Raw genomic sequence first — 21,178 nt, 5'->3', positions numbered from 1 at the left:
GGAGGACTTCGAGCAGGACGAGGACTTCGAGCGGACGGAGAGGCAGCGTGGACTGGGAGGGCGTACGACTGCATGTGGTGAGCGGCAAGGGCGGCACCGGCAAGACCACCCTGGCGGCGGCGCTCGCCCTGGCGCTGGCCGCCGAAGGCCGCCGCACCCTGCTGATCGAGGTCGAGGGCCGGCAGGGGATCGCCGAGCTCTTCGGGATCGCCGCGCTGCCCTACGAGGAGCGCCGGGTGGCCTCCGTCTCCTCCGCCCAGCTGGGCCTGTCCGGGCCCAAGACCTCCGGCGACGTGTTCGCGCTGGCCATCGACACCGAGCAGGCGCTGCTCGAGTACCTCGACATGTTCTACAAGCTCGGGCGAGCCGGAAAGGCGCTGCAGAAGGTCGGCTTCGTCGACTTCGCCACCACCATCGCCCCGGGCGTGCGCGATGTGCTGCTCACTGGCAAGGCCTGCGAGGCGGCCCGCCGCAAGGGGCCGGACGGGCGCCGGGTCTACGACGCGGTGGTGATGGACGCCCCGCCCACCGGGCGGCTCACCAGGTTCCTCAACGTCAACTCCGAGGTGGCCGGGCTGGCCCGGTTCGGGCCGATACACAGCCAGGCCCAGGCGGTGATGGGCGTGCTCAAGTCGCCGGAGACCGCGGTGCACCTGGTCACGCTGCTGGAGGAGATGCCGGTGCAGGAGACCGTGGACGGCTTCACCGAGCTGCGCGAGGCCGGGCTGCCGGCCGGCGGGGTGCTGGTCAACATGGTGCGCCCGCCGGTGCTGGACGCCGCCGCGGTGGCCGCGGCCCACGGCGACCACCGCGAGGAGGTGGCCCGGGCCCTGGTGGAGGCCGGCCTCGGCGGCCGTTCCCGCTCGGCGGCCACCCGGCGGACCGCCGTGGAGCCGCTCCTCGATCCGCTGCTCGCCCAGGCCAGGGAGCACTCCGAGCGGGTCGCACTCGAACGCGACCAGCGGGCCGAACTGGCCGCCCTCGACCTGCCCGGCTACGAACTCCCGCTGCTCAGCGGTGGCGTCGACCTCGGCGGCCTGTACCGGCTCGCCGGTGAACTCAAGCGACAGGGGGCGGCATGACCGGCACGCCGGAGGTCCTCGACCTGGACCGGCTGATCGACGACCCGCAGACCAGGATCGTGGTCTGCTGCGGGTCCGGCGGGGTCGGCAAGACCACCACGGCGGCCGCGATCGGCCTGCGGGCCGCGGAGCGCGGCCGGCGCACCGTGGTGCTGACCATCGACCCGGCCCGGCGGCTGGCCCAGTCGATGGGCCTGACCGAGCTGGACAACACCCCGCGCCCGGTCAAGGGCGCGGACACCGCCGACGGGCCCGGCGAACTGCACGCCATGATGCTCGACATGAAGCGGACCTTCGACGAGGTCGTGCTCGCCCACGCCGACCCGGAGCGGGCCCGGGCGATCCTGGACAACCCCTTCTACCAGTCGCTCTCCGCCGGATTCGCCGGCACCCAGGAGTACATGGCGATGGAGAAGCTGGGCCAGCTGCGCGCCACCGGCGAGTGGGACCTGATCGTGGTCGACACCCCGCCGTCCCGCTCGGCCCTCGACTTCCTGGACGCACCCGGGCGGCTGGGCTCGTTCCTGGACGGCAGGCTCATCCGGATCCTGACCACCCCGGCCAAGGTCGGCGGGCGCAGCGCGATGAAGTTCCTCAACGTCGGGATGGGGCTGCTCACCGGCACCCTGGGCAAGATCTTCGGGGCCCAACTGCTGACCGACCTGCAGACCTTCGTGGCCGCGATGGACTCGATGTTCGGCGGCTTCCGGGAGCGCGCCGAGAGCACCTACCAGCTGCTCAAGGCGGAGGGCACGGCGTTCCTGGTGGTCGCCGCGCCGGAGCGGGACGCACTGCGCGAGGCCGCCTACTTCGTGGACCGGCTGGCCGCCGACCAGATGCCGCTGGCCGGGCTGGTGCTCAACCGGGTGCACGGCACCGGGGCACCGCAGTTGACCGCGGAGCGCGCGCAGGCCGCGGCGCAGGCACTGGAGGAGAACGGCGCCGACCACGAGCCCCGGCAGGCCGAGGCGGAGGCGCTGGCCGCCGGACTGCTGCGACTGCACGCCGAACGGGTCGAGGTGATCGGGCGGGAACGGCGGACCAGGGACCGGTTCGTGGCGGTCTACCCGGATGTGCCGGTGGTCGAGGTGCCGGCGTTGGCCGGCGACGTGCACGACCTGGACGGGCTGCGGCTGATCGGCCGTCAGCTGGCCGGGTCGACCGATTGATCACAACCACCCCGGGATGCGGGGTCATGAACCCTTGTCAGCTGCAGAGAAGGGGTCTTGACCCCTTGTCAGCTGCGCAGACCGAGCCTGGTCAGCCCGCCTGCGCGTAGTCCGAGAGGATCACGCCGGTGGCGAGGGACTCCTCGTACTCCGTCCGCGCCGTCTCCAGCAGCCGGCGCCAGGAGAGCACCGTCGGGCGGCGGCGCAGCAGCGCGCGGCGCTCCCGCTCGGTCATCCCTCCCCAGACACCGAACTCCACCCGGTTGTCCAGCGCATCCGCCAGGCACTCGGTACGCACCGGACAGCCGCTGCACACGGCTTTTGCCCGGTTCTGTGCCGCCCCCTGGACGAACAGCTCGTCCGGATCACTCGTGCGACAGGCGGCCTGCGCACTCCAGTCATCAACCCAGCCCATGCCCCGCCGTCCTCTCCCGATACATCGAGGCTCCCCCACCACGGCGGCAACGGCATATTCACCGTTGCCAGTTGAGGACGTTACGGAAGATTGGCGGAGCGCAACAGCCCCTTGGGGTCCAATCTCGAATGACCCGATCGGACTATGGGTGCCGGTCAGATCACTCGTTGGAGTGATCGCAGGTCGCGGGCCTTGCGAAGGTCCCGAACGCCCCTTTCGTCACGCAGCGCCACAACGCTCCCGCCCGCCAAGGCCGCTGACTTGGAATAGTCTGCAGGGCAGTCGCCTCATATCCAGTCAAATCGGACAACCCTCAACACTCACAGGAGTGTTTGGGATGCACGGAGCGGAGCTGTCGCAGGCTTGTGACAAGCGTAAGCGAACACCTGCCCTCATGGGTCGGAAACGACAACGTAGAGTCCTCCCATGGCACCGAAGCGTTCCTCAGCATCCCGCCCCCGCCGACAGCGCAGTGCTCCGCTGGAGTTGGCCGGGCATGGACTGACCTTCCTCGGCGTCAGCCTTCTGTCCGGCCTCCTGGTGGCCGGCCTGGCGCTGCCCGCGGTGGGCGCGATCGGACTGGGCGCGAAGGACGGCGTCCAGGGATTCGACAGCCTGCCCGCCGACTTCACGACCCCCACGCTCTCCCAGGCGTCGTACATCTATGACGCCAAGGGCAACCAGATCGCCATGATCTACGCCCGCGACCGCGAGATAGTGACGCAGGATCAGATGTCGTCGCTGACCCGCGAGGCGCAGGTCGACATCGAGGACGCCCGCTTCTACCAGCACGGCGCCATCGACCCCAAGGGCGTGCTGCGCGCGATCGCCAAGAACGCCTCCTCCGGCGCGGATGCCCAGGGCGCCTCCACGCTGACCCAGCAGTACGTCAAGAACGTCTTCGTCGAGGAGGCGGGCGACGACCAGGCGGCGTTCCTGGACGCGACCCGGAAGACGGTCGGCCGCAAGGTCCAGGAGCTGAAGTACGCGATCAAGCTGGAAGAGGAGTTGTCGAAGGACCAGATCCTCACCAACTACCTCAACATCACCTTTTTCGGACACCAGGCCTACGGTGTCGAGGCCGCCTCGAAGCGCTACTTCAACAAGCCCAACAAGGATCTGACCATCGCCCAGGCCGCACTGCTGGCCGGGCTGGTGCAGAACCCCACCGCCTACGACCCGCTGGCGCACCCCAAGGCCGCGCAGGCCCGCCGGGACACCGTGATCGACAAGATGGCGGAGTACCACCACATCACGCCCGAGCAGGCCAAGGAGGCCAAGGCCACCGGGCTCGGACTGGACTACCAGGACCCGCAGAACGGCTGCATCACCGCGCAGGCCGGCATGGGCTTCTTCTGCGACTACGTGCGCCGGGTGGTGCTCAGCGACCCGGCCTTCGGCGCGTCCTCCGACGCGCGCAACAAGCTCTGGACCCAGGGCGGCCTGAAGATCACCACCACCATCGACCCGGACAAGCAGGCCGCGGCCAACAAGGCGGTCACCACCAAGGTCTATGCGACCGACTCGGTCGCCGCCGCCATGACCATGATCAAACCCGGTACCGGCGAGATCCAGGCGATGGCCCAGACCCGGCCGTACGGCCTGGACGCCACCAAGCACCAGACCGTGCTCAACCTCAACGTGGACGCGGCGATGGGCGGCGGCAACGGCTTCCAGCCCGGCTCCACCTTCAAGGCGATCGTGGCCGCCGCCGCCCTGGACGGCGGCAAGGACCTGAGTCAGACCTATGACTCCCCGGCCAAGATGCCCTACCCGAACCAGCCCATGTGCTCCGGGCGTTACGTGAACACCAGCAACGAGCAGGTCTCCAACGACAATCCGGACACCGAGCACGGCCAGTACACGATGACCGACGCCATGGCGGCGTCGATCAACACCTACTTCATCATGCTGGAGCAGGACATCGGCATGTGCGCCGTCAAGCAGATGGCCAACAAGCTGGGCATCAAGAACACGGCCAACGGCGACCCCCTGGCGGAGCGTCCGTCGATGGCGCTGGGCACGGAGGAGATGAGCCCGCTCGACATGGCGGGCGTCTACGCCACCTTCGCCGCACGCGGCATGCACTGCGACCCGATCGCGATCTCCTCGGTGGTGGGCATCGACGGCAAGAACCTGGCCGTGCCGAAGGCCAACTGCAGCCAGGTGATCACGCAGGACACCGCCGACAAGATGAACACCATGCTGAAGGGGGTCACCGAGAAGGGCGGCACCGGCTCCCAGCTGGGCCTGGACGACGGCCGCATGATCGCCGGCAAGACCGGTACCGCCGACCACCGCAACGCGGCCTGGTTCGACGGCTACACCCCGACCTGGTCGGCGTGGTCTGGCTGGGCGGCCCGGAGTACACCGTGCCGATGACCAACATCACCATCGGAGGCCACGACTTCGGTGCCGACGGCGGCGTCTACGGCGCCACCGGCCCCGGACCGATCTGGCAGATGGCGATGAACCAGGCGCTGGCAGGCACGCCGGCCACCCCCTTCACCCTGGTGCAGCAGCCGCCGTCGGCGCCGAGCAGCTCCACGCCCAACCCCGACCAGAACACCCCGCCGCCGGCCGCCCCGGGTGGCGGCGCCACCGACGCCGCGGCGACCACGCCGCCTCCGCCGTCCCAGAACCCGTTCCCGGGCTTCAGCCTCCCGCCCGGTCTGATCGGCGGCGGGACCGGTGGGCAGCCGCAGCCCGGGCCGAGCAAGCACCACCACTGATCGGTATGCACAAGCGCCCGGCGCCCCTCTCCGGAGGGGCGCCGGGCGCTTTTCGCTGGGCGCCCGCTCGGCGGGCGCGGTTCGGTCAGGGGTTACTTCGCGGCCAGCGTTCCCAGGGGTTACTTCGCGGCCAGGGCGGCCTTCACCGCGGCGGCCACCCGGCCGCCCTCGGCGACGCCGTCGACCTTCGGGCGGACCAGCTTCATCACCGCGCCCATGCCCTGCGGACCGGTCGCACCGCTCTCGGCCACCGCGGCGGCCACGATCGCGGCGAGCTCCTCGTCGCTGAGCTGCTGCGGCAGGAACTCGGCGAGCACGACGCCCTCGGCCCGCTCCCGATCCGCCTGCTCGGCCCGGCCGGCCTTGGCGAAGGCATCCGCGGCATCCCGCCGCTTCTTCGCCTCGCCCTGCACCACCAGGCGCACCTCGTCATCGCTGAGCTCGCGCTTCTCCTCGCCCGCCACCTCGGCTGCCGAGACGGCGGCCAGGGTCAGCCGAAGCGTGGACGAGCGCAGCTCGTCCCGGGCCTTGATGGCGGCCGTCAGGTCGTCCCGAAGCCGCTCCTTGAGCGTTGTCATGGGGCAATCCTCACATCTCGGCTGCCGATCTGCCCATGAATAAGCACTCGGCGAGCGCGGATCGCCCGGCCGGGCGGGCGCACGGTCGGCACCGGCGGCCCCGCCGGGCGGGTGATCAGACAGAACCGGCGGCCCGGCCGGGCGGGCGCTGGGTCGGAAGCAGTGGCCTGGCTGAGCGGGAACACCGTCAGAACCAGCGGCATGGTTGGGCGGGCACTGAGCCTCTGGCGGCCTGGCTGGGCGGGAGCTCGGTCAGGGCCGTCGTGCCAGCCGGACCGCCGCCTGCACGATGCGGACCTGCTGCTCCACCTGCCGCGTGACGGGCAGCCAGTTGCCGCGCAGACAGTCCTGGTACTCGGCGCACCAGGCCTCGACCAGGGCGGACAACCGCCCGCGCGGCTCCGCGGCCCCGTCGCGGACCGGGGCCAGGGCCCGGTGCAGCATCGCGACGGCCCGCAGCGGCACGCAGTGCGCCCACACCTCGATGCCGGCCAGCCGGGCACCGGTCATCGGCGGCAGCGGCGGCGCCCCCGGCTGCGCGACCCGCGGATCCCACTCGTCGGCGAGCGGCCGGAAGACCGGCAGCATCCCCGCGACGGCGCGCAGCAGCGGCCAGTCCCCGTCCCCCAGCAGCGCGGCGGCGGTGGCGTGGAACTCCTCGACCAGCCGGCCGCGTTGCCGGAGCTGCTCGGCCGCGGCGAGCAGGCTCGGCGCCGGATCGGCGACCGGTTCCGCGGCGGCCACCCGTTCAGTGGGCCAGAGCGGGACCTCGACGATCGCGGTGACCCCGCCATAGCGATTCGGTGCATGCCAGGTGGTGGTCCCGACCGCCCAGGAGGAGGCCTGGGAGTGTTCGACCTCGGCCACCCCCGGCATCAGGTAGACGCCCGGGCCCGGGCTCGGCCAGTAGAGCGCGTCATAGCTGCCGAGATCCAGCGGAATCCCCAACTCGGCCGCCGATTTGGCGATTTCTTCGGCGAGGCCCGGGATGTCGCCGGTCTCCTGGACGAAGGTGCCGCCCATCTCGCAGTTGTGCAGGGAGCACTGCACGACCGGGCGCAGCTCGTCGATCAGGTCGAGCAGCGCCCGGCTCTCGGGCAGCATCCGCCCGACTGACGGGGCCCACTCCGGCTGCTCGTCCGGCGCCTGCCGGTAGAAGTTCCGGAAGTTGTCGAGCAGTTGGCTCGGCTCGCGCGGCCCGCTCTCAGCCAGCTGGGCACCGTCCGGGTCCAGGCAGAGCAGGAAGTTCCAGGTGACCGCAGCGTGTTGGGCCGGATCGGCCAGCACCCGCTGGGCCAGTTCCACGATGCTGGCCCCGCCCAGCCGCGACTCATTGGCGTGTGCGCCGGCCACCACCAGCGCCTGCTCGGGCGCCGTGCCGATGGAGAGCAGCTGCAGTGGCCGCCCGCCACGCGAGGTGCCGATGATGCGCAGTCGACAGCGGTCCGGCCATCGTTCCGCCAACTCATGTGCTGCTGACGCCACTTGCTTGAGAGTCGGATACCGGTCGCACCGGACCACCGCCCGACCCGCTTCGGTCGAGGTATCGATGGAGATCAGAACGGACTTCCCCCCTCGCTCCAGCACCGTGCAGGCGGCCGTGGCCGGTGACATCCGCTTCTTGGCGAGCGAATCGGACTATTGATGCATCATCAGTAGTCCACGAACCGAAAGTCCGCGTCAAGTACCCGTACGATATACGGGAGTTGATCTGTGATGCGGATGGCGCCGCGAATCCCGGCCGCCGGGCAGGAGCCCTTGGAGCCGCGACGTCCCGCTGCTGCGCCGACTGGCCCCAGTCGGCGCCCTGACGAAGAGGGAGCCCCGCACGCCGCTGCCCTTCCCGGCGCCCCAGATCGCAAGCCGAAAGCCGCCGCACCCAGACCCGCGGGGCGCGAGCGCGCGACACCTGCGCCCTCACGCACACGCCCGCTCACTCGCAGTCGAACAGCTCCCGAGCTCGCCGTCAGCTGACGGTGCGTAAGCGGGCACCGACCCCACGCAGTCCCGCTCCGTCTCCGGTCGTGCCCACCCCGGGCCAAGGCCAGGTTCACCGGAACCGAACCCGTCTGCGACCATGGACCGATGCGAAAGCTGTACTCCGTCCCGCTCGCGGTCGCCGCGACCGGCGCCGCCACACTCGCCTACTCCGCCGGGTACGAAGTCCGCGCATTCCGGCTGCGCCGGGTGGACGTCCCGGTCCTCCCCCACGGGGCCAAGCCGCTACGGGTACTGCAGGTCTCGGACATCCACATGGTGACCGGGCAGCGCAAGAAGCAGCGCTGGCTGCGCAGCCTGGCCGGGCTGCGGCCGGATCTGGTGGTCAACACCGGCGACAACCTCTCCGACCCCCTGGGCGTGCCGTCCGCGCTGGACGCGCTCGGCCCGCTGATGGAGTTCCCCGGCGTCTACGTCTTCGGCTCCAACGACTACTACGGCCCGGCCCGCAAGAGCCCCACCCGCTACCTGAAGGCGCTGGCCAGCGGCAACCACGGCCTCAACAACGCCGACGGCACCGGCCGGGCCGGCATCACCGGCGCCATCCACAACCCGTGGGAGAAGCTGCGCGACGGCTTCGACGCCGCCGGCTGGATCGACCTCACCAACACCCGCGGCCGCCTCACCCTGGCCGGCCTGAACCTCGAGTTCACCGGCCTGGACGACCCGCACATCCGCCGTGACCGCTACGCGGCGGTGGCCGGCGGCCCGTCCGCCGACGCCGACCTGTCGATCGGCGTGGTGCACGCCCCCTACCTGCGCACCCTGGACGCCTTCACCGCCGACGGCTACCCGCTGATCCTGGCCGGCCACACCCACGGCGGCCAGCTCTGCATCCCCTTCTACGGCGCCCTGGTCACCAACTGCGACCTGGACGCCAAGCGGGTCAAGGGCCTCTCCACCCACCGCGCCGGCGGCCGCCAGTCCTACCTGCACGTCTCCGCCGGCTGCGGCACCAACCGCTACACCCCCGTCCGCTTCGCCTGCCCCCGGAGGCCACCCTGATGACCCTGACCCCTCGCCCCCGCTAACCGGATTTCGTCTCCTGACCTGCGTCGGGTAGAGTTCTACTCGTCGCGAAGGAGACGGAGCGACAAACGCAAGACCGGGGTGTGGCGCAGCTTGGTAGCGCGCTTCGTTCGGGACGAAGAGGCCGTGGGTTCAAATCCCGCCACCCCGACCCAGTAAGACCAGCTCAGGGCCGGTCTCCCACAAGGGAGACCGGCCCTGACTGGTTCTCAGGGGCCGTTTGGGAGAAATTTGGGAGAAAAGATCTTGGGATCGTTCTCCCGGGGTCTTCTACTGACCGCCCCTCAGCAGATCGCTGAGCACGGCCACGGGTGACGTGGGACACATCCGCCGCCGGGCTTCGAGGGCGGCCTCCCAAATCCGTGTCAGGCCGTCCACCAGTTCCTCGCGCATCTCGTCGGTCACGTGCGAGTAGCCGGCCTGCACCGACCCGTCCAGGTGGCCATCCGCTCGTCTTTGAGCACCTTGGCGCCTTCAGGGTGTCGAGCAGCACCTTCTGGAAGTGGCGCTCACTGTGCGGCGTCCCACTCCACCGGTAGTCGTCCGCAGGTCATACCTGCGCGAGACCTGAGGCAGACGCGGCACCCGCGCGAGGCCTGCCACGGTGGTCGGGATCCTGTTCGCCACGACCATCACCGCCACCTGCGCGGGAGAGGAGTCCGAGATGCCACAGGGCGTCGTTCCGCTGACTGGTAGGGCCGCCTCCGCGGCAGACCTGCCCCGACCCATCCGGCCATGGCTTGCTCTGGCGACGAGCGCGGCTGTGCTGCTGGCCTGTGCGGCGGAGCCGCACATTCCCGGTGCCCAGGACTACCTCTCCTCCAAGGGCGTCGTGCCCGCATGGGCACCGTGGGCTGGTGGCGGAGCCGGCGTGGCGGCAGCGCTGGCGATGGCTGCGGCGTCCGCCCCTCAGAGCACACGCCGGCGGCTGACGACGTGCGCCGGGTGGGCCGCAGGCGTGCTGCTGTTGTGGACCGCGGTCGGCATCGTCTTCGACGTGTTCCGCGCGTTCTTCTGGGCCACCGGGATTCCCGCCGGCGACTTCTCCAAGGTGGACTGGCCCGGTTTCCTGACCCGTACGGTGGCCCTCGCGGCCACGATCGCCCTGGCCCGGTGCACGCTCGCCTTCCAGCGCGTCACGGGGGACGGCTGCGACCGGTGCGGGCTGCGCCCCGGCCACCGGGACCGGCCGACCGCGTGGCTGGGGTACACGGCGTGCATGCTGGCCATCGTCTATCCGAGTGTGAAGTACTACTGGTGGGCGGGCGGCGGCATCGGGCGGCCCGGTGTATACACGGAGGGGTTCCCGGTCATGGAGACCATGCTGCTGGTCGGGGGCGTGGTGCTGTCCCTCGCGCTGGTACGGCCGTGGGGGCGAACGTTCCCGATCTGGGTGCCTTTCCTGGCCGACCGGCGGGTGCCGCGCCTGCTGCCGGTCGCCGCAGGGGTGGGCCTGTCTGGCGCCCTGGTGCTGCAGGGCATGATCCCGGCCTTCGCCGCGGTCAACCATCTGCTCGGCGGGCCGAAGCTTCCGTTCGATTCCGGTAGTGCGAACTCCTGGGTAATCCTGCTGGTGTACGGCGGCTGGGCGCTCTTCGGGCTCGCGCTCGCTGGTGCCACCAACGCCTACCGGCGGCAGACCCAGGCCGCGTGCCAGGTGTGCGGCCGTTGAGCGGGGTGGCACGTCCGACCCGCTCGGACGCCCTGCTCGCGCTGGCCGTCGGCGTCCCGGTCGGCGGCTGGAGCCTGCTGCTGCTGTGGCTGGCGGCGCCGAGGTCATGGACGCTTGTGCTGGCACCGGCCGCGATGGTCGGCCTTGCAGCACTGGCGTGGCGGCGAGGCGCACCCCCTGTGTCCTTCGCCGCCGTGAGCGTGGCTTGTGGGGTGCAGGTCGTGGTGCTCAACGGGTTCCTGCTGCTGCCCTCGCTGCTGGCGTTCCCCCTGGCGCTGTACGGCTACTGCGCGTACGGCGGCCGACGCGCACCGCTGACGGGGATCGCGGTGGGCGCCCTGGGCGCTGCCGGGACCGCGGCCTGGGCCGGCGTCACCCGGTCCCGGGGATGCCGCTGCCACCGGTGATCCTGTTCGGCTTCCTGCTCGCGATCGTGCTGGTGGCGTTCAGCCTCGGGCGGTTCCGCCGGATCCACCTGGCCTACGTCGCCGAGCTGGAGCACCGGGCCGTCCGAGCCGAGGCCGAGCGAGAGGAACGGGCCCACCGGGCCACACTGGACGAACGGGCCAGGATAGCCCGCGAGATGCACGACCTGATCGCGCACACGCTGGCGGTGATAGTCAGTCAGGCGCGGGGCGGCCAGTACGCGGCGCGCGCCAAGCCCGAGCGGGCAGCAGAGGTCCTCGGCACGATCGAGGAGGCCGGACGGCAGGCACTGGAGGACATGCGCGGGCTGCTGGGAGTGCTGCGCGGCAGTGAAGACGACGGCGGTTTCAGCCCGCAGCCCGATCTCACTCAACTGCCTGAACTGCTGAAACGAGTACGCGGCCTCGGCCTCGACATCGACCTCACCGAGACCGGCACGCCGCACCGGCTCACGCCGACCGCGGAACTGGCCGTCTACCGGCTGGTCCAGGAGGCGCTGACGAACACTCTGAAACACGCCGGTCCTGGCGCCCGCTCCGAGGTACGGTTCTGCTGGTCGGCCGAGACGGTGGTGATCGAAGTGAGCGACAACGGGCGGGGGCCCGGGCCAAGCGACGGAGCGGGGCACGGCCTTGTCGGGATGCGCGAGCGGATGGCGGTCGCCGGCGGCACAGTGCGGACGGGGGCCGGGCCGAACGGTGGATTCCTGGTCAGCGCCCGGCTGCCGAGGCGCGCGGAGCGTCCCGAGAGGGCTTCGACGTGACGATCCGGGTGTTCTTCGTCGACGACCAGGCCATGGTTCGAGCCGGCTTCGTGATGGTGGTGGAGGCACAGGACGACATGACGGTGGTCGGCGAGGCCGGGGACGGCGCCGAGGCGTTGGAACGGCTCGCCACGACGACCGCCGACATCGTGCTGATGGACGTCCGCATGCCCAGGGTGGACGGGGTGGAGGCGACCCGGCAACTGCTCGCGCGCGCCGATCCGCCGAAGGTCATCGTGCTGACCACCTTCGATCTCGACGAATACGCCTTCGCCGCGTTGCAGGCCGGCGCAAGCGGCTTCCTGGTCAAGGACGCACCAGCAGAGGACCTGCTCGCCGCGATCCGGACCGTCCACCGCGGCGACGCCGTGATCGCCCCGTCCACCACGCGGCGTCTGCTGGACCAGATGGCCGCAGAGCTCCCCGCACCGCTGGCGGGCCCGGATCCGCTGGACGCGCTGACCGACCGCGAGCGCGAGGTACTGCTGCTGATCGCGCGCGGTGCGTCCAACGCGGCCATCGCCAAGGAGCTGTTCCTCTCCGAGGGGACGGTGAAGACACACGTCGGGCGCATACTCGCAAAGTTCGGCATGCGCGACCGGGTGCATGCGGTGATCTTCGCGTACGAGCATCGGCTGGTGCGCCCCGGCATGCGTCAGCCGCCGTCAGACCGGTCGCCGCGTAGAAGTACAGCAGCAAAGTACCGCAACCGCACCATCCAACAGTGATCGCCAGCGCCCCCGACACCACCTCTGAGCTGCATAGATGACCCCAGCGACCACCCTGCCCGCGATTCGGGGCGAAGAGGCCGTGGGTTCAGATCCCGCCACCCCGACCCAGTAGTAGCAGGCAAGGGCCCTGCCGGAGAGATCCGGTACGGCCCTTCCTCGTTGTGCGTGACCAGCTGCGTGACTACCGCTCAGGGCCCCTGCTGGAACAGGTCGTCCATCACCACGGCGCCGGTCTGGATCACGGGGCGGATCTGCTTCCGGTGGACCTCCTCGATGGCGGCCGTGCTGGAATGCCCGACGAGCCGTGAGATCTCTTCCAGCGGCACCCCGCTGCCGGAGAGCAGGGAAAACGAAGCTGTGACGTAGCTCACGTGGCGTCCATTCGGCGGCATTCACCCCTTCGGCCTTCGCGATGGCGGTGCGGAACGCACGGCGGACGTGGGAGGGGTCGAGCTGCTTGCCCACGTCGGAGTGGAAGACGGGGTTGTTCTCCTCCCACTTGTCATCGGCGGCGTAGCGGTCCCAGCCCTGGTCGTCGGCTTCCTCTCCGCGCTGCTGGTCGGGACGCGCCCTCCCGAACGGCGGGCAAGCGCCGTCCGGGAGGGCGGGGCACTGCGGCCGACTTACCGAACGACGAACAGGATGCTCGGGTAGCCCGTCGCCTCGACCTTGTCCAGCTTGCGGACCTCGATCTTGACCACGGCAACCTTCGCCGCGCCGGCCTTCTCGGTCTTCTTGGTGTCCATGTCCCCTCCTGTTTCGCTCTGTTGGATCGCCCGGCCGGTTCGGCCCGACGCGGCAACGATCCGCCGCGCCCGTGGCAGCGGCGTGGCAGCCGGCCCAGGGAACTCGACGACCGCGACGAGCGCCTCAGGTGAGCCGGCGGCGGATGCGCCAGGTGGCGAGGGCGGCGAGCAGGGCGGCCAGGGTGGTGAAGAGGGCGGTCTCGGCGTACTGGAAGGTCCAGTAGCGGGCGGCCGGCTGCTCGGTGATGTCGACGTGCAGGTTGCCCTTGGCCAGGCAGGCCGGGAGGTCGGCGAAGGAGCTGTTGTTCATGCAGTCCTGGAACCAGGCGGCGTGGCCCGCCGTGTTGCCCGTGGGGTCGAGCATCGGTGTGGTGGTCACCAGCCAGGGGCCGCCGGGGACCCGCAGGCCGTCGATGTCGCCGTAGGTGCCGATCTTCGTCAGATGGCCGATCAGATCGGCGGTGAGCGGCACCGAGACGTGGACGGGAGTCTCGTAGTGCGGGCGGATCAGGGCGGGGGTGGCGACCTGGAGCACCGTGAAGGCCAGCAGGGTTGCGGCCATGGCGGGCACGGTGCGGCGGCAGAACAGGCCGGCGGTGGCGCCGAGCACGAAGGAGAACGCGGTGTACCCGAGCGGGGCGAGGCCACTGGCCGCGAAGACCTCCGGCTCGAAGCGGTTGCCGATCACGGCGGTGACCGGGCCGGTCGCCCAGCCGAGCAGCAGGCTGAAGAGGCCGGTGACGGCCAGGCTCAGCAGGCCGACGACGCCGAACTTGGCCGCCAGCCAGCGGCCGCGCGTCACGCTCTGGTTCCAGACCAGCCGGTGGGTGCCGTTCTCCAGTTCGCGGGCGATCAGCGGCGCGCCCCAGAACGCCCCGAGGATCCCGGGCACGGCGAGCAGCAGGTAGCCGAGCAGCTCGGTCGGCAGGCGGTAGTGGTCGGCGAAGGCGCCGAGCAGGGCGGCGCAGGTGTCGTGGCCGGCGCAGTGGGCGAGGGCGTCGGCGTGGGCGGTGTGGACCTGCCGGCCGAGCACGGCGAGGTAGCCGGCGAGCAGCAGCACCGCCCCGAGGGCCACCAGGGCCTGGACGCGGAACTGCCGCCAGGTCAGCCAGATCATCGGTGGGCCTCCGTGGGGAGTCGTTCGGCGCGGTCGAGGTAGGCGAGGGCCAGTTCTTCGAGGTCGAGCGGGTCGGCCTGCCACGGACCGTCGACCGGCAGCGGCCGGGGCAGCCGGACGACGGCGCCCCGGTCGCTGCGGCTGATGGTCTCCGCGGCGGCCGGCAGCGCGGTCGGGTCGCCGGTGATCCGGGCGTGGGTGGCGAGCAGCTCGGTCACCTCGCCGGCGAGCTGGATCCGGGACCCGGCCAGCACGATCAGGTAGTCGCAGACCCGGGCCACGTCGGGGAGGGTGTGCGAGGAGAGGATCGCGGCGGCGCCCAACTCGCGGACCGACTCCATCAGATGGTCCAGGAAGGCGTGCCGGGCCAGAGGGTCGAGGGCGGCGGCCGGCTCGTCGAAGATCAGCAGGTCGGGCCGCTTGGCCGCGGCGACCGCCAGGGCGAGCTGGGCGCGCTGGCCGCCCGAGAGCCGGCCGGCGCGCTGCCGCGGGTCCAGGTCGAGCCGGGCCAGCCGCCGTCGGGCGAGGTCCGGATCCCAGCGCGGGTTGAGCTTGGCGCCCAGCTTGAGGTGGTCGGCGACGGACAACTCGGCGTAGAGCGGGGCGCCCTGGGCGACGAACCCGACCCTGGCCAGGTGGGCCGGGCCGGCCGCGGGCGCGGCGCCCAGCACCCGGATGGTGCCCGAGGTGGGCGCGGTCAACCCGCAGGCCAGGTGCAGCAGCGTCGACTTGCCGGCGCCGTTGGCGCCGACCAGCCCGATCACCCGGCCCGCCGGAACGGACAGGTCGCAGTCGGCGAGGGCGGTCCGGTGGCCGTACCGCTTGGTCAGCCCGGACGCTTCGAGTACTGGTGTCATCGTCTGCTCCCCCGGAATCAGCCGCGCGAACGCCGGTTGGTGCGCCAGGCCCTGACGAGCCGGTAGGCGCCGTAACCGAGGGCGAGGAGGAACGCCACCTGGACGGTCAGCCAGGCGTACAGCAGCGGACTGCGCTCGGTCTTCTCGGCGAGAGCGGTGTTCGCGGTGAGGGCGGCGTTCGCGGTGAGAGCGGCGTTCGCGGTGAGAGCGGCGTTCGCGGTGAGAGCGGTGTGCTCGGCCAGAGCGGTGTGCTCGGCAAGAGCGGAAGCCAGCGCCAGGGATGTGGAGAGTGCCATGGCCAAGAGCCTGCTGGCCAGGCCGCGGGCGCCGCAGCGGCCGAAGGTACGGTCCTGGCCCTGCCGAGTCGTACTTTCGGCTGGTTCGATGGCTTGCGGCATCCCCTAGCGTGGGCGAGGTGAAGACAATGGTGCGCACGGGGAAGGCGGTCAACGCGGCGCTGGGGGTGCTGTTCGCGGTGGTGCTGGCGCTGATGGCCGCTCAGTACGCCGCTCAGGACCGGGTCTGGGGTTTCGACGCGGCGGTCGGCACGGTCGTCTGCCTGATCGCGCTCGGCCGGGAACGCGACCGGGGCCGCGCCGCCGCCCTGGGCCTGGTCGTCGCCGGTGCCGCCGCGATCACCGCGCGGGTCGCCCACCTGCCCGGCGAGCCCGGCCCCGCCGCCGTGCTCGGCCTGCTGGTCCTCGGCGGCTCCGCGCTGCGGACGCTGCCCTGGCGGCCGGCCGCCGGCACCGCACTGGCCGGGCTGGCGCTGATGATCACCGGCCTGCTGACCTCTGCGGCGCCGAGCACCCCGTTCCGGGTCGGCAGCCAGGCCTGGGTGCTGGCCCTCGGCGCCGGGCTCGGGCTGCGCTTCCTGGACTACCGGCGCTGCGCAGCGGCCGATGCCGTGCGACGGGAGGAGCGGCTGGCGCTGGCCAGGGAGTTGCACGACGTGGTCGCCCACCATGTCACCGGCATGGTCGTCCAGGCGCAGGCCGCCCGGATCATGGCCCGCCGGCAGCCCGAGACCCTGGACGGCACCCTGGCGGGCATCGAGGAGGCCGGCGGCGACGCGCTGGTCGCGATGCGCCGGGTCGTCGGCCTGCTGCGCGACACCGAGGACGCGGTCGGCACGGCGGCCCCGGTGCCCGGCCCCGAGCAACTGTCGGAGCTGGTGCGGCGATTCGACGGCCACGGTCCCGAGGTGCGGCTGCTCCTGCCCGACGACCCGGCTCCGACCTGGCCGCCCGAGGTGGCCGGCACGGTGCACCGGATCGTCCAGGAGGCGCTGACCAACATCGCCCGGCATGCCGCGCACGCCCGCTCGGCCACCGTCGACGTCGCCCAGGGCCCGGAGGGCGTCACGGTCACCGTCACCGACGACGCCCCGCCCGGCCACCCCCGGCACCGGCAGCCGGGCGGGTTCGGCCTGATCGGCATGGCGGAACGGGTCGAGGCGCTCGGCGGCCGGCTGACCGCCGGCCCGCGCCCCGGTGGCGGCTGGTCGGTGCTGGCCAGTCTGCCGGTGCCGGCCCGGGAGCCCCGATGAGCATCCGGGTGCTGCTCGCCGACGACCAGGCGATGATCCGCTCCGGCCTGCGGCTGATCCTGGAGGACCAGGACGACATCACGGTGGTGGGCGAGGCCGCCGACGGGGCCGAGGCGGTCGAGCTGGCCCGCCGGCTGCGGCCGGACGTCTGCCTGGTCGACATCCGGATGCCCCGGCTGGACGGCATCGAGGTGACCCGCGCCCTGGCGGGCCCCGGGGTGGCCGAGCCGCTCCGGGTGGTGGTCGTCACCACCTTCGACCTCGACGAGTACGTGCACGGCGCGCTGCACGCCGGTGCCGTCGGCTTCGTGCTCAAGGGCGCCGCCCCGGCCCTGCTGATCGAGGCGGTGCGTGCCGCGCACGCCGGCGACGCGCTGATCTCCCCGTCCGTCACCCTGCGGCTGCTCCGCCGACTGGCCCCCGCCCGCGCCGCGTCCACCGCCCCGACGGCCCGGCCGCTGTCCGCCCGCGAGGTCGAGGTGATCCGCTTCATCGCGCGCGGCCGCACCAACCAGGAGATCGCCGCCGAGCTGTTCATCTCGCTCTCCACCGTCAAGAGCCATCTGACGGCCGTTCAGCAGAAACTCGGCGTCCGCAACCGGGTGGAGATCGCCGCCTGGGCCTGGGAGAGCCGCCTGATGGACGGGGCCGAGCCGGGCGGGTGAGTCACCTGCGGTGGTGGCTACCTGCCCATCGGCTCACGCGGTTCGCGTTCGCTGCGGCCCAGGTGCTTCAGGCGGGCCTCGACATTGCGGTGCGCGGCCCGCGCGAGAACCTGGGCGGGGTCCGGCTTGGCGGGCTTGGCGGCGAACGGGGAGTTGGCGGGGTGCGGGGGCCATCCGGGGGTCTGCGGCGGGGCCGGGGGCCAGGGCGCCTGGGGTGAGTACGGGGCGCCGGGGTGCGGGGGCCAACCATGGGTCCGGGCCACGGAGCCCGGCGCCGGGGCGGGGCGGCTCTGGAGCTCCTGGCGGAGCACCGCCTTCAGCTCCGCACCGAAGCCGAGCCCGGCGGCATAGTCGTCCGCGCGGGACTCGGCGCGCCGGTGCAGCCAGGAGATCATCAGCGGGGCGACCGCGACGGAGAGCACCAGCCACCACAGCCCCTGGAAGAACGACAGGAACGCGACGAACCACACGACCATCACCAGCAGGCAGCCGCCGCATGCGGGTTTCGCCTTCAGCGTCTTGGACAGCACGACGGCGATCAACCGGCCCGCCGTCCGGGCCGGCAGCGCGTACCAGTCGACCAGCAGCCCCGCCCAGGTGTGCCCGCCCACATGGTGGCCCAGCTCATGGGCGAGCACCGCCGCCAACTGCGAGTTCGGCAGCCGGTCCATCGCATGCCGGGTCACCCCGACGATGTGACCGGCCGCTGCCGTGGCATTCAGCTCGGCGCGCTCCTGGATCCACAACTCGTAGGTGTCGGGCCGGACTCCGGCGCGACGGGTCACCTCCCCCCAGACCTCTGCCAGCCGCTGGGCGTCCGCCGGCTCGGGGCGCCGCATGCCCAGCAGGTGTCGGGCGATCACCGCCTCGACACGGGAGTTGAAGACCAACGGGCCGGACAGCAACCACACGAGCGGCACGAACGCTCCGGCCAGCGGGACCATGGAGGAGACGACCGCCACGACGACCAGGCTGATCAGAGCCATCGGCAGGGCCACCACCAGCTGTGAGAAGGCAGCTCCGTCCACGCCCCGCTGACGTGCCTTCAGATGCTTGCGGCCCGACTGCAGGACCAGGTCGTCCTGCTCCCCCGGCGCTGCCGCCGGTGGGTGGGGAGGCTGCGGCGGCAACTCGGAGACCCAGTCCGGGGCCGGCGGGGTCACGGGCGGTGCGGTGGGGGTGGCAACCGGGGTGCCCGCAGCCGGGTAGGCGGGAGCCGGGCCGGACGGGTAGGCGGGGGCGGGTCGGCCACGGGAGCGGGGGTGGGCGGGGCCAGGGGGAACGGGGGCTCACCGGGGTAGGCGGGCGGTTCCTCCCCCGAGTAGGCCGGTGCCTCGGGGTAGGCGGGCGCCTCTGCCGTGCGGGCCGGAGCCTCGGGGTACACCGGCGGTGCAGGAGAGACAGGCGCCTCCTCCGGGTAGACCGGCGCCGTCGGGTAGGCGGGCGGTTCCTCCCCCGGGTAAGCCGGAGCCTCCGGGTAAACAGGCGCCGCTGCCGTGCGGGCCGGAGCCTCGGGATAGACCGGCGCCGCAGAAGAGACAGGCGCCTCCCCGGGTAGGCCGGAGCCGCAGGGTAGGCGGGCGGCTCCTCCCCGGGTACGGAGGCGGCGCGTCGAGGTCGCCGGCGTGGTGCGGGCCAGGCTGGGGCTGGTAGGTGGTCATGGATCCACAACTCCTGGATGTCGTGCGAAGAAGGCGCCCGCGCTCAGCCCGCGAGCAGGGAGCCCGGTAGCAGCACCAGCGCGCCCATGAAGCAGGCCATCCCGGCCCTCAGCCACCAGTACTTGCCGGTGACGATCCGGCTGTTCTCGGTGAGCGCGGCCAGTAGGGCCGCCAGCGGCGCGCGTTCGGTCTCCAGCAGTGCCGCCTCCAGCGCGGCCGGCCCGAGCGCGGCCGCGCCCCGTATGTCGGCGAAGTGGGTGATCGGCTTGCCCGGCCGCCATCCTCGGGACCGGAACCTCGGCAGCACCGCCATCAGCAGCGCCCCCATCGAGGCCAGGAAGCAGGCCGCACCCGTCCACCACACCGCCTGTCCGAGTGCGCTCAGCGTGCCGGGGTTCCAGCCCCGCGCGGTGAGCACGCCGACCAGCGCGGCGGCGGCGGTGCCCTGAACCCCCACCAGCACCGACCCCTTGGTGTCCGCCCGCGCCGCTTCCTGCCGCAGGTCCGCGAGCAGCTTCTCGGCGGCCTGCGGAACGGCGGTCCGGGCGGCCGGCTCCGACTCCGCCCCTGCCCCCGGCCCCGCTCCCGACTCCGCGACGGTCATCGGGCCGGCGGCTGGGTCGGGACGCGGTAGCCGAAGACCGGTCCCGCGTGGGCCGGTTCGGCGCCGGAGCCGTCCACGGGGGCGGCGGCCGCGTGCGTCCCGTCTGCGGCAGGAACCGCATCGGCGATCGGAGCCGCGTCGGCCGCAGCCGCATCGGCCGGTGCCGGGTCGGTCTCGCCGTCGGCGCTCGCCGGGTGCGGCGCACCCGCCACGGCGGCGGACCCGCTCCCGAAGGGCGCCGACACGAACCTGGCGCTGAGAAGCTCCCTGGTCACGCTGGCGGCCAGCCCGCGCAGCCCGTCCAGCTGGTGCTCCTCCAGGCCGCCGGGGCCGCCGCCGAGCGCCCGCATCGCGACGTCAAACTGGTTCTGCATGAGCCGCAGTTGATCCTCCCGCAGGTTTGCCATGATCAGCTGCGCGTCCTCGGGATGCTGCGCGAGCTGCATCGCCATGGCCTGCGGTCCGCCCCGCTCCAGGTAGTACGCGTAGTACTCGATCTTCTTCGCTTCGTACTCCCGTAGTTCCAGCTCCTGCCGGCTGCGCGTCAACTCCCGCTCATGGGCGAGGTTCTGCTCCTGCAGCGCAAGCAGGTGCTCATGCCGGCCCTGGGCGAGCGCGCGCTCCGCCGCCAGTTCGTCCTCGCGCACGTGCAGTGCGTGCCGCGGGTCGAGCTTCTGCTGGGCGAACTCGATCTCGCGCAACTCCCTGGCGTGCCGCAGGGCTTCTTCGTCCTGGCGGATCTGGATGACGCACCCGAGCCACAAGCCGGCGGTCGCGCCCAGCGGCTCGTTCGCCAACAGCGTCTCCTGAGCCGCCTTCTCCGCGATGGCACTGTCCGCCATGGCGTACTGACGCAGCACCGGCCGGATGAGCTGGTCGACCAACCCCTGTGCCATGGCGGGGACATCGCGCACCCCGCTCGCCACGAAGTCGCCCGGTCCGGTGACCTGCCAGCCGCAGTTCAGCGTGACCTCGAAGAGGAAGGCGTCGTCCCGGCTGGGCAGTGCCAGCACGGCGTCGAACCCGTGCTGACCGGTGTCCACTTCATAGACGCTGCTCCACCTGCGGGTGGCCAGCTCGGTGCGGCTGGGGCGGTTGGGCGGCAGATACGTGTCGAGGCCGCCCTGGGCCGTGGTGAAGACCAGGGCGTAGTCGATGCGGGTGGTCCGCAGCGGCTTGAACCGCGACAGCTCCTGGATGGTGACGACCGGATCGGCGAGCTGTGAGTGGCGGTTCACATCCTGCTGCCACTGCAGCGGCTGGGGCATGGGCTTGTTCTCCTTGGGATGGTTCGACCGTGGGGAGGTCACGGCTTGCCGTGACCTCTGGGCCACGGCGGCGCGATGTCACGGATGCCGACCCGTGACCGGATGATGCCGCGGGC

General features: G+C 71.9%; 20 protein-coding genes, 1 tRNA gene and 2 pseudogenes. 12 read left to right on the top strand and 11 right to left on the bottom strand.

Annotated features, from left to right (window positions below; translation table 11 throughout):
* Positions 1-47 precede the first annotated feature (47 nt).
* Positions 48-1,082, top strand: a complete 1,035-nt coding sequence (locus E6W39_RS23315) for an ArsA-related P-loop ATPase (RefSeq protein WP_181799411.1) — start codon at positions 48-50, stop codon at positions 1,080-1,082.
* Positions 1,079-2,251: an ArsA family ATPase gene (locus E6W39_RS23310; protein WP_141635182.1), complete on the top strand. Its 1,173-nt coding sequence runs from the start codon at positions 1,079-1,081 to the stop codon at positions 2,249-2,251. Before E6W39_RS23315 ends, E6W39_RS23310 begins: the two co-directional genes overlap by 4 nt.
* A gap of 91 nt (positions 2,252-2,342) precedes the next feature.
* Here the strand turns inward: E6W39_RS23310 and E6W39_RS23305 are convergent, their stop codons facing one another.
* The gene (locus E6W39_RS23305) at positions 2,343-2,666 is read right to left on the bottom strand and encodes a WhiB family transcriptional regulator (protein WP_101380974.1); all 324 of its coding nucleotides are present in this window, start codon (positions 2,664-2,666) and stop codon (positions 2,343-2,345) included.
* Positions 2,667-3,092: 426 nt separating this feature from the next.
* Between E6W39_RS23305 and E6W39_RS23300 the strand changes: the two genes are divergently transcribed.
* Together E6W39_RS23300 and E6W39_RS41905 are read left to right on the top strand one after the other, a co-directional pair.
* Positions 3,093-5,048, top strand: coding sequence for a transglycosylase domain-containing protein (locus tag E6W39_RS23300; protein WP_228718309.1), 1,956 nt, complete (start codon positions 3,093-3,095; stop codon positions 5,046-5,048).
* Positions 5,045-5,398, top strand: a complete 354-nt coding sequence (locus tag E6W39_RS41905; protein WP_228718308.1) for a hypothetical protein — start codon at positions 5,045-5,047, stop codon at positions 5,396-5,398. The genes E6W39_RS23300 and E6W39_RS41905 overlap by 4 nt, the downstream gene beginning before the upstream one ends.
* Before the next feature lie 119 nt (positions 5,399-5,517).
* Here E6W39_RS41905 and E6W39_RS23295 read toward each other — a convergent pair whose 3' ends face one another.
* Both E6W39_RS23295 and E6W39_RS23290 read right to left on the bottom strand, forming a co-directional pair.
* Positions 5,518-5,976 (bottom strand): GatB/YqeY domain-containing protein, encoded by a 459-nt coding sequence (locus E6W39_RS23295; protein WP_101380972.1) that lies wholly within the window; start codon positions 5,974-5,976, stop codon positions 5,518-5,520.
* Between the two features lie 252 nt (positions 5,977-6,228).
* Positions 6,229-7,461: a M14 family zinc carboxypeptidase gene (locus E6W39_RS23290; protein WP_181799410.1), complete on the bottom strand. Its 1,233-nt coding sequence runs from the start codon at positions 7,459-7,461 to the stop codon at positions 6,229-6,231.
* Positions 7,462-8,061: 600 nt separating this feature from the next.
* Between E6W39_RS23290 and E6W39_RS23285 the strand changes: the two are divergent.
* From E6W39_RS23285 to E6W39_RS23265, 6 genes and pseudogenes are all read left to right on the top strand, one after another.
* A pseudogene (locus E6W39_RS23285) lies at positions 8,062-9,005 on the top strand (metallophosphoesterase).
* Between the two features lie 75 nt (positions 9,006-9,080).
* A tRNA-Pro gene (locus E6W39_RS23280) sits at positions 9,081-9,154 on the top strand.
* Positions 9,155-9,667: 513 nt separating this feature from the next.
* The gene (locus E6W39_RS23275) at positions 9,668-10,675 is read left to right on the top strand and encodes a hypothetical protein (protein ID WP_141635180.1); all 1,008 of its coding nucleotides are present in this window, start codon (positions 9,668-9,670) and stop codon (positions 10,673-10,675) included.
* A gap of 5 nt (positions 10,676-10,680) precedes the next feature.
* The gene (locus E6W39_RS39610) at positions 10,681-11,082 is read left to right on the top strand and encodes a DUF7134 domain-containing protein (protein ID WP_456152141.1); all 402 of its coding nucleotides are present in this window, start codon (positions 10,681-10,683) and stop codon (positions 11,080-11,082) included.
* Positions 11,064-11,864 (top strand): sensor histidine kinase, encoded by an 801-nt coding sequence (locus E6W39_RS23270; protein WP_181799408.1) that lies wholly within the window; start codon positions 11,064-11,066, stop codon positions 11,862-11,864. The genes E6W39_RS39610 and E6W39_RS23270 overlap by 19 nt, the downstream gene beginning before the upstream one ends.
* Positions 11,861-12,592 (top strand): response regulator, encoded by a 732-nt coding sequence (locus E6W39_RS23265; RefSeq protein WP_141635178.1) that lies wholly within the window; start codon positions 11,861-11,863, stop codon positions 12,590-12,592. Before E6W39_RS23270 ends, E6W39_RS23265 begins: the two co-directional genes overlap by 4 nt.
* A gap of 191 nt (positions 12,593-12,783) precedes the next feature.
* Here E6W39_RS23265 and E6W39_RS41900 read toward each other — a convergent pair.
* The 5 genes and pseudogenes from E6W39_RS41900 to E6W39_RS23245 form a co-directional block, all read right to left on the bottom strand.
* Positions 12,784-13,141, bottom strand: a pseudogene (locus E6W39_RS41900) (tyrosine-type recombinase/integrase); the annotation flags it as partial.
* Positions 13,142-13,218: 77 nt separating this feature from the next.
* A complete protein-coding gene (locus E6W39_RS43075) occupies positions 13,219-13,341 on the bottom strand; it encodes a hypothetical protein (protein ID WP_267286704.1) in 123 nt (40 codons plus the stop codon).
* A 124-nt stretch (positions 13,342-13,465) separates the two neighbouring features.
* On the bottom strand, positions 13,466-14,458 hold the full coding sequence (locus E6W39_RS23255) for an ABC transporter permease subunit (RefSeq protein ID WP_141635176.1): 993 nt from the start codon (positions 14,456-14,458) through the stop codon (positions 13,466-13,468).
* Positions 14,455-15,315, bottom strand: coding sequence for an ABC transporter ATP-binding protein (locus tag E6W39_RS23250; protein WP_141635175.1), 861 nt, complete (start codon positions 15,313-15,315; stop codon positions 14,455-14,457). The genes E6W39_RS23255 and E6W39_RS23250 overlap by 4 nt, the downstream gene beginning before the upstream one ends.
* Before the next feature lie 17 nt (positions 15,316-15,332).
* Positions 15,333-15,611, bottom strand: coding sequence for a hypothetical protein (locus tag E6W39_RS23245; RefSeq protein WP_141635174.1), 279 nt, complete (start codon positions 15,609-15,611; stop codon positions 15,333-15,335).
* 128 nt (positions 15,612-15,739) lie between these two features.
* On the opposite strand from E6W39_RS23245, the gene E6W39_RS23240 reads away from it, so the two are divergent.
* Both E6W39_RS23240 and E6W39_RS23235 read left to right on the top strand, forming a co-directional pair.
* On the top strand, positions 15,740-16,864 hold the full coding sequence (locus E6W39_RS23240; RefSeq protein ID WP_141635173.1) for a sensor histidine kinase: 1,125 nt from the start codon (positions 15,740-15,742) through the stop codon (positions 16,862-16,864).
* Complete coding sequence (locus E6W39_RS23235) at positions 16,861-17,529, top strand: response regulator (RefSeq protein WP_141635172.1); 669 nt, start codon at positions 16,861-16,863, stop codon at positions 17,527-17,529. The genes E6W39_RS23240 and E6W39_RS23235 overlap by 4 nt, the downstream gene beginning before the upstream one ends.
* A gap of 17 nt (positions 17,530-17,546) precedes the next feature.
* On the opposite strand, the gene E6W39_RS23230 is transcribed toward E6W39_RS23235, so the two are convergent.
* The 3 genes from E6W39_RS23230 to E6W39_RS23220 all read right to left on the bottom strand — a co-directional run bounded on the left by E6W39_RS23230 (position 17,547) and on the right by E6W39_RS23220 (position 21,062).
* Entirely contained in the window at positions 17,547-18,692 is a 1,146-nt protein-coding gene (locus tag E6W39_RS23230) for a M48 family metalloprotease (protein WP_181799407.1), read from the bottom strand.
* Between the two features lie 541 nt (positions 18,693-19,233).
* The gene (locus E6W39_RS23225) at positions 19,234-19,794 is read right to left on the bottom strand and encodes a Pycsar system effector family protein (RefSeq protein WP_220140257.1); all 561 of its coding nucleotides are present in this window, start codon (positions 19,792-19,794) and stop codon (positions 19,234-19,236) included.
* Positions 19,791-21,062: a PE-PGRS family protein gene (locus E6W39_RS23220; RefSeq protein WP_141635170.1), complete on the bottom strand. Its 1,272-nt coding sequence runs from the start codon at positions 21,060-21,062 to the stop codon at positions 19,791-19,793. The genes E6W39_RS23225 and E6W39_RS23220 overlap by 4 nt, the downstream gene beginning before the upstream one ends.
* Positions 21,063-21,178: the final 116 nt, after the last annotated feature.

Origin of the sequence: Kitasatospora acidiphila (genome assembly GCF_006636205.1) — a bacterium.
Lineage (GTDB): Bacteria > Actinomycetota > Actinomycetes > Streptomycetales > Streptomycetaceae > Kitasatospora > Kitasatospora acidiphila.
The sequence above is the reverse complement of the archived record's forward strand: the minus strand, read 5'-3'. Positions and strand labels throughout refer to the sequence as shown.